Below are 6,708 nucleotides of genomic sequence, written 5' to 3'. Positions count from 1 at the left end.
CATCTAGACTTTATATTGTAATCTGATGTTATCATTTGAAATATAAAAAAGCCTTGTTAGCTGTTATAAAGATTGTTCCCAACGAGGAATGAAGCCATATATTGATACCTAATATTTGTCTTAGACCTTAATCGAAGTGCTTCTGCAACTTCTACCCGCATTAACCCTAGTAGCAAACAGGTCGTTTTGTTAAGTAACAAGCTTCTATACCTTCACCACATTAAAGTACGCCCTCATTGGATGTATTTTTTCTATATCGAAATACGCCTTGTCCTGAAGCAATCAGATTATCAAAAGAATCGAATACTTCGGCTGAAGCATAATAGATATTTCTACCCGAAGCCGTCACCTTTCCAACAGCATAAAGCGTGTTGGATTGTGCTTGTCCTAAAAAACTAATGTTTAAGGATAGGGTCAGCGCTTTTCTATACTCAATCGGGTCATCACTGTATGCCCCAGACAATGCTGTGGTTGCATCTAATAAGGCCGAAATAAAACCACCATGGGGTATATCTGAGCGGTTCAGATGTTCAGGTTTAAGTTCAGCACTCATTTTAATATGTTTTTCTCGCCATTCTTCAACCACAAAACCTAAATGGTTATTAAAAGGCGGCATTATTTTATTTGCCCAAGATGTCATTATATTTTTAACACTCTTATTTTGTTTTTCTGGCGGCTTGTGATTCTTCGCTTTGTAGTAACTCAGAAAAAATCACTAACTCATCTTCAATAATTTGACCAAGCAGTGTCTGCTGCGGTGCTTTTAGCAATCTTTTAGTGGTTCGCAAAGCGTTTTGAGGTTTGAGTGCCAATGCTTTTGCTTTAGATAAGGCAAACTCAAGGACTTCAGATTTGTCTACTTGCTGGTTAACAATACCCATATTAATAGCTGATTGCGTATTAAAAGCATCACCCAGCATTAATACTTCTGCGGCTTTACGATGACCTGCTAACAAAGGAATAAGCAGACTTGAGCCGCCTTCAGGGCAAGCACCTAAATCGACGAAAGGCATTTTAAAAGACGTGTCTGATGCATAAACCAAATCAAAATGCAGCAGCATAGTGACGCCTATGCCAATAGCTACACCAGATACTGCGCCGACGATTGGCTTAGGATAGTGATGTAGTTCACGTAATAGAATTGATGCCGGTGAAGGTTGATCAAAATCACGAGTATTAAAATCATTTAAATCATTACCTGCTGAAAACGCATCTCGAGTGCCGTGGATCAACACAACTTTAACACTGTCATCAGACACACTGTCTTTTAGTGCTTTAGCCATAGCAAGATACATTGAGCGGGTTAAAGCATTTTTTTTCTTGGGACGATGAATACCAATGTGTAAAACACCACTGTCAGTGTGAATGAGTACGTTTTCTTCAGATTCCATATTTATTGCGCCTATTTATTGTACTAGCTAATTACACTAGCTGACTGCACTTACTGATTATTCAGACCATTTAAACGGGAGAATGCCAGGTCGTATTCTGTTTTGAAGCGGGCAACAATCGAAGCCACATCGGCGACATCAGCAATACTGCCTAGTCCTTGGCCTGCACCCCAAATATCTTTCCAAGCCTTAGTTTTACTGCCGCCCTCAGAGCCAAATTTCATTTTATTTTTATCGCCCTGCTCTAAATCATCTGGGTCTAAGCCAGCATTAGTAATACTGGGTTTAAGGTAATTTCCATGCACGCCGGTAAATAAAGAGCTGTACACAATGTCTTTGGCACTACTTTCAACCAACATGGTTTTATATGCCTGTTCGGCATTGGCTTCTTTGCTGGCAATAAAACGCGTGCCTATGTAAGCAAAGTCAGCCCCTAACGCTTGTGCTGACAATATAGAGGCACCGTTGGCAATCGAGCCTGACAATGCAATAGGGCCATCAAAAAATTGTTTAATTTCACTCACTAAAGCAAAAGGACTTAACGTTCCCGCATGACCACCAGCACCAGCACACACCAACACTAATCCATCAACACCCACTTCTATGGCTTTTTGGGCATGACGCACATTAATAACATCATGAAAAATAATGCCACCGTAAGCATGAATACGTTCAACCAAATTAGGATCTAAGGCACGCAAGCTGGTAATAATAATCGGCACCTTGAATTCAATGCAGGTGTTTACATCATCTTCTAAACGGTCGTTGCTCTTATGCACAATTAAATTAACCGCAAAGGGCGAAACGATAGCGTTCGGATTGGCTGCCTGATAGGCATCTAATTCAGTGATGATAGTGGTTAGCCACTCACCCAGTAACGATTGTGGGCGGGCATTAAGAGCCGGGAAAGACCCAACAATACCAGCTTTACATTGCGCAATGACTAATTCGGGTCCAGAGATGATAAACATAGGAGCACTGATGACGGGCAAAGTTAATTTATTTTGTAATGTCTTTGGAATTGACATATTGGTCCTCTATAAGATATTCGATGTGATCAACAAACAATGCGTTACGCCAGAAAACCCACATAACGCATTGTAAACTTATTTAGCTATTAGCCCACTGAGTTAAGGTTTTTCCTTCTTCGACAAGTTGTTTTAATAACGCTGCAGGTTGCCAAAACTCTTCACCGTAAGTGTCAGCAAATTCACAAACAGTGTGATAAATTTTCTCTAAACCGATGGTATCTGCATAAAACATTGGGCCTCCTCGGTATGCAGGGAAACCATAACCGAATGCGTAAACCACATCAATATCACTAGGTCGTTGTGCGATACCTTCCTCGAGTATTTTAAAACCTTCGTTGATCAAAGCAAAAGTCAAACGCTCCAAGATAGTCTTGTCACTGATGACCTTGCGTTCAACTCCCATTTTTTTAGCTTGTGCTTCAATCACCTCCAGTACTACTGGGTCGACACTTCGCTGCCTAGTGTCGGGATCATATTGGTAATATCCTGCACCCGTTTTCTGACCTAAACGACCCATTTCATATAAAGCATCGGCTATACAGTAGGTTCTGACATCACCTTTTTGTTCATCAGTTAAGCCTTCACGGGCTTTATAACCAATGTCTATTCCCGCTAAGTCGCCTACCGCTAAAGGCCCCATTGCCATGCCAAAGTTTTGCATCACTGCGTCTATATCTTGCGGCGTTGAGCCCTCAAGCAAACATAATTGCGCTTCACGGGCATAATGTCGCAACATACGATTACCTATAAAGCCATAACAAACACGAGACAATGCAGGGACTTTTTTAATGCTTTTAGCAATAGCCATCGATGTCGCTACTACTTCATTTGACGTTTCATCACCACGCACAATTTCAAGTAATTTCATGACATTAGCAGGGCTGAAAAAATGTAGGCCAATCACATCTTGTGGCCTGGACGTTGACTGAGCAATTAAATTAACGTCTTGATAAGAAGTGTTACTGGCTAAAATAGCACCTTGCTTACACACATTATCAAGCTTGGCGAATACTTGTTTCTTGATGTCTAAATTTTCAAACACCGCCTCAATAACCAAATCCATATCCGCTAAATCATGGTAATCAGTGGTACCCGTTATCATGTCTTGGCGCTGAGTGGCCAGCTCAACAGTCAACTTACCTTTACTGACTGTCATAGCGTAATTTTTAGCGATAAGATCTTTACCCCGCTGTAAGGCTTCTTGGCTTATTTCCAGCAAGGTAACCGAGATACCCACATTTACAAAATTCATTGCAATGCCTCCTCCCATTAATCCACCACCAATAATACCCACGCGCTTGATATCTTTTAATTGGGTGTCTTTGGGTAAACCTTTCACTTTAGAAGACATTCTTTGTGCAAAAAACATATGCTGTAATGCCCAAGACTGGGGTGATTGCATACACTCTACAAAGAGTCGTCTTTCAACTTTTAAACCCTCATCAAAAGGAGTATTTAACGCCGCTTCAATACATTCCACAATGCGATGTGGCGCTTCTTGACCCCGAAAACGTTTACTTAATGTTTTCCTATAATCAGTAAATAGCTCTGCGAAGTATTCAGCTGATGTAGCGGTTTTATCAACCTCTAAATCCCTGACTCGTTTCAGCTCGGCACCTTGTTCAATCACTTCATTCGCAAAATCTAGTGCTGCGCTAAGTAAATCACCTTCAACCACTTTATCAATTAAACCAATATTGAGTGCTTGTGCTGCAGCAATAGGTGCACCGGTTGTCATTAAATCAAGTGCGGCTTTCACGCCAGTTAACCTTGGTACGCGTTGTGTGCCACCAGCACCAGGTAACAAACCTAATTTAACTTCAGGTAAACCAACTTGAGCTGAAGGTAGTGCACAACGATAATGACAAGCCAACGCAGTCTCTAAGCCACCGCCTAGTGCGGTACCGTGTATGGCAGCAATGATAGGTTTTTTGGATGCTTCAAGCACAATAAGCAGCTCAGGTAATGAAGGCAACATCGGTGGTTTACCGAACTCTGAGATATCTGCACCAGCAATGAACGTGCGCCCTTCACACATCAATACCAAAGCTAAAGAGGCATCATCTTGTGCCTGTGTTACCGCATCTTGAATGCCGCTTCGTAATGCATGAGAAAGTGCGTTGACTGGCGGGTTATTTAATCGAATAACACCGATATCACCCTCTAACTGATAACTAACAACTGACATAAATCCATTCCTTACTTTTAGAACACTCTTTATTGGAGACTTATTAAAGACTCATTGGAGATGCGTTGGAAATTCATTGGTGATTTACTGGAGATCTAAACACGTTCGATCACGACAGCGATACCTTGACCGATGCCAATACACATTGTCGCAAGTGCATAGCGACCACCGGTTTTTTCTAGTTGCCGCAGTGCTGTCAACATAATCCGTGTACCACTGGCACCCAAAGGATGACCAATCGCAATCGCACCGCCATTTTGATTAACACGCGGGTCATCAAAAGCAATGCCTAGTTGTTTCATGCACCCTAACGCTTGTACTGCAAATGCTTCATTAAATTCTAAAACGTCCATATCGGCTAGGGTTAAGCCTGCTCTTGCTAATACTTTTTGGGTAGCAGGCACAGGGCCTAAGCCCATCAATCGTGGTGGTACACCCGCTATGGCACCGGCAATAATTCTACCACGAGGTTTAATACCCGCCTTTTCACCTACCTCTTTATTGCCAATGATCATGGCAGAGGCGCCGTCGTTGATGCCTGAAGCATTACCTGCAGTGACGACGCCATCAAATAAGGGTCGTAAATTACTGAGTGCTTCTAATGTAGATGCAGGACGTGGATGTTCATCTGTTATCACTGACAGTGCTGACTTCTTGCGACCTTGCGACACCTCAATAGGAATGATTTCATCTGTAAAATATCCAGCTACTTTTGCCGTTTCGTATTTTGCTTGAGAGGCCGCTGCAAATACATCGCATTCTTGTCTACTAATATGTAAATCGCTGGCAATGTTGTCTGCGGTTTCAGGCATTGAATGACCACCAAACTGCTTAACAATTTCTGGGTTAGTAAAACGCGCGCCCATAGTGGTATCAAACATTTCTTGTTGCCTAGCAAAGGCAGAAGTAGCTTTGGCTAAAACAAAAGGTGCACGACTCATAGACTCAACACCACAAGCTACGAATAAATCACCTTCATTCGTTTTTACACAACGGGCTGCATCTAGGGCCGCGGCTAAACTTGATCCACATAAACGGTTAACAGTTAAACCACCGGTTTCAATTGGCAAGCCAGCCAGTAACCCTGAAGTACGTGCTACGTTTCGGCTATCTTCACCCGCCTGATTAGTATTACCAGCAATCACATCTTCATACAGACTTAAATCAAAGTTATTGCGTTGTACTAACGTTTTAATAAGGTGCGCCAACATATCATCGGGTCGGACCGAAGATAAAACGCCACCATGGCGTCCAAATGCGGTTCGTGCGGCATCGTAGATATATGCATCTTGCATGATTTTTCCTTATAGATTGATGTATTTAACCGTTTATGTATTTAACTAAAACTGGAAAAGCGATAAGTAATGTAGCGGCTTTGTCTTGGTCTTGACTATTTGATAGTTGAATATGTACCACCTGCCCTTTTTCAGGATCGAATTCTGACTTAACGTGCGCGCTGATATCATGTTTGTTAAATAAATCATTAACACTAAATTCGGTGGCTTTATTACGTAACAACGGTTTGAAGACTTTACCAACAGCTGTTACCGGTATGCTCTCAAGAATTTCGATACGCTTGGGGATAGCCGCCCTTTCGCTGATATGCTCTTGGCAAAAGGCCAATAATTCAGATGCTGTAGTTTGTCGTTTATCTTTCACCACCACATAGGCAACGGGTATTTCTCCTGAATGCACATCAGGTTGGCCAATCGCCACCGATTGGATCACACCAGCATGGCCCATGAGTACATCTTCAATGATTTGGGGATCAATATTATGACCACCACGGATAATCAAATCTTTTGCTCGACCAGTCAACTGAATATGCCCTAGCGCATTAATCACCCCTAAATCACCGGTGTTAAACCACTCATCTTCAACCCAAGCCCCCTCATTATCATTTGCATTCAAATAGCCCTGAAAGATATTAGGGCCTTTAACTAAAATAATGCCGGGTTCATTAAAATCACAAACACGGCTGATTTTATCATCATTTAGTTGAGCAGCAATCACTCGGCTGTAAGGTATGCCATTGCCCACTGCCACCCCTTTAATATCAGAGCCAGGTAATACTCTAGCGATTAAACAAGATGATTCT

5 protein-coding genes and 1 pseudogene are annotated in these 6,708 nt (G+C 42.0%); all 6 read right to left on the bottom strand.

Going from position 1 to position 6,708, the window contains the following annotated elements:
* Nucleotides 1-220: 220 nt before the first annotated feature.
* Nucleotides 221-616: a PaaI family thioesterase gene (locus QZ562_RS18310; RefSeq protein WP_293763418.1), complete on the bottom strand. Its 396-nt coding sequence runs from the start codon at nt 614-616 to the stop codon at nt 221-223.
* Between the two features lie 40 nt (nt 617-656).
* On the bottom strand, nt 657-1,391 hold the full coding sequence (locus QZ562_RS18305) for an enoyl-CoA hydratase-related protein (RefSeq protein WP_293763416.1): 735 nt from the start codon (nt 1,389-1,391) through the stop codon (nt 657-659).
* A gap of 50 nt (nt 1,392-1,441) precedes the next feature.
* Nucleotides 1,442-2,419, bottom strand: coding sequence for a nitronate monooxygenase family protein (locus QZ562_RS18300; protein WP_293763414.1), 978 nt, complete (start codon nt 2,417-2,419; stop codon nt 1,442-1,444).
* A gap of 82 nt (nt 2,420-2,501) precedes the next feature.
* A complete protein-coding gene (locus QZ562_RS18295; RefSeq protein ID WP_293763411.1) occupies nt 2,502-4,610 on the bottom strand; it encodes a 3-hydroxyacyl-CoA dehydrogenase NAD-binding domain-containing protein in 2,109 nt (702 codons plus the stop codon).
* A gap of 95 nt (nt 4,611-4,705) precedes the next feature.
* A complete protein-coding gene (locus QZ562_RS18290) occupies nt 4,706-5,905 on the bottom strand; it encodes a 3-oxoadipyl-CoA thiolase (protein ID WP_293763408.1) in 1,200 nt (399 codons plus the stop codon).
* Between the two features lie 25 nt (nt 5,906-5,930).
* A pseudogene (locus QZ562_RS18285) lies at nt 5,931-6,708 on the bottom strand (AMP-binding protein); the annotation flags it as partial.

It is taken from the genome of uncultured Paraglaciecola sp. (assembly GCF_913058035.1).
In the GTDB taxonomy this organism is placed as follows: Bacteria; Pseudomonadota; Gammaproteobacteria; order Enterobacterales; family Alteromonadaceae; genus Paraglaciecola.
The sequence above is the reverse complement of the archived record's forward strand: the minus strand, read 5'-3'. Positions and strand labels throughout refer to the sequence as shown.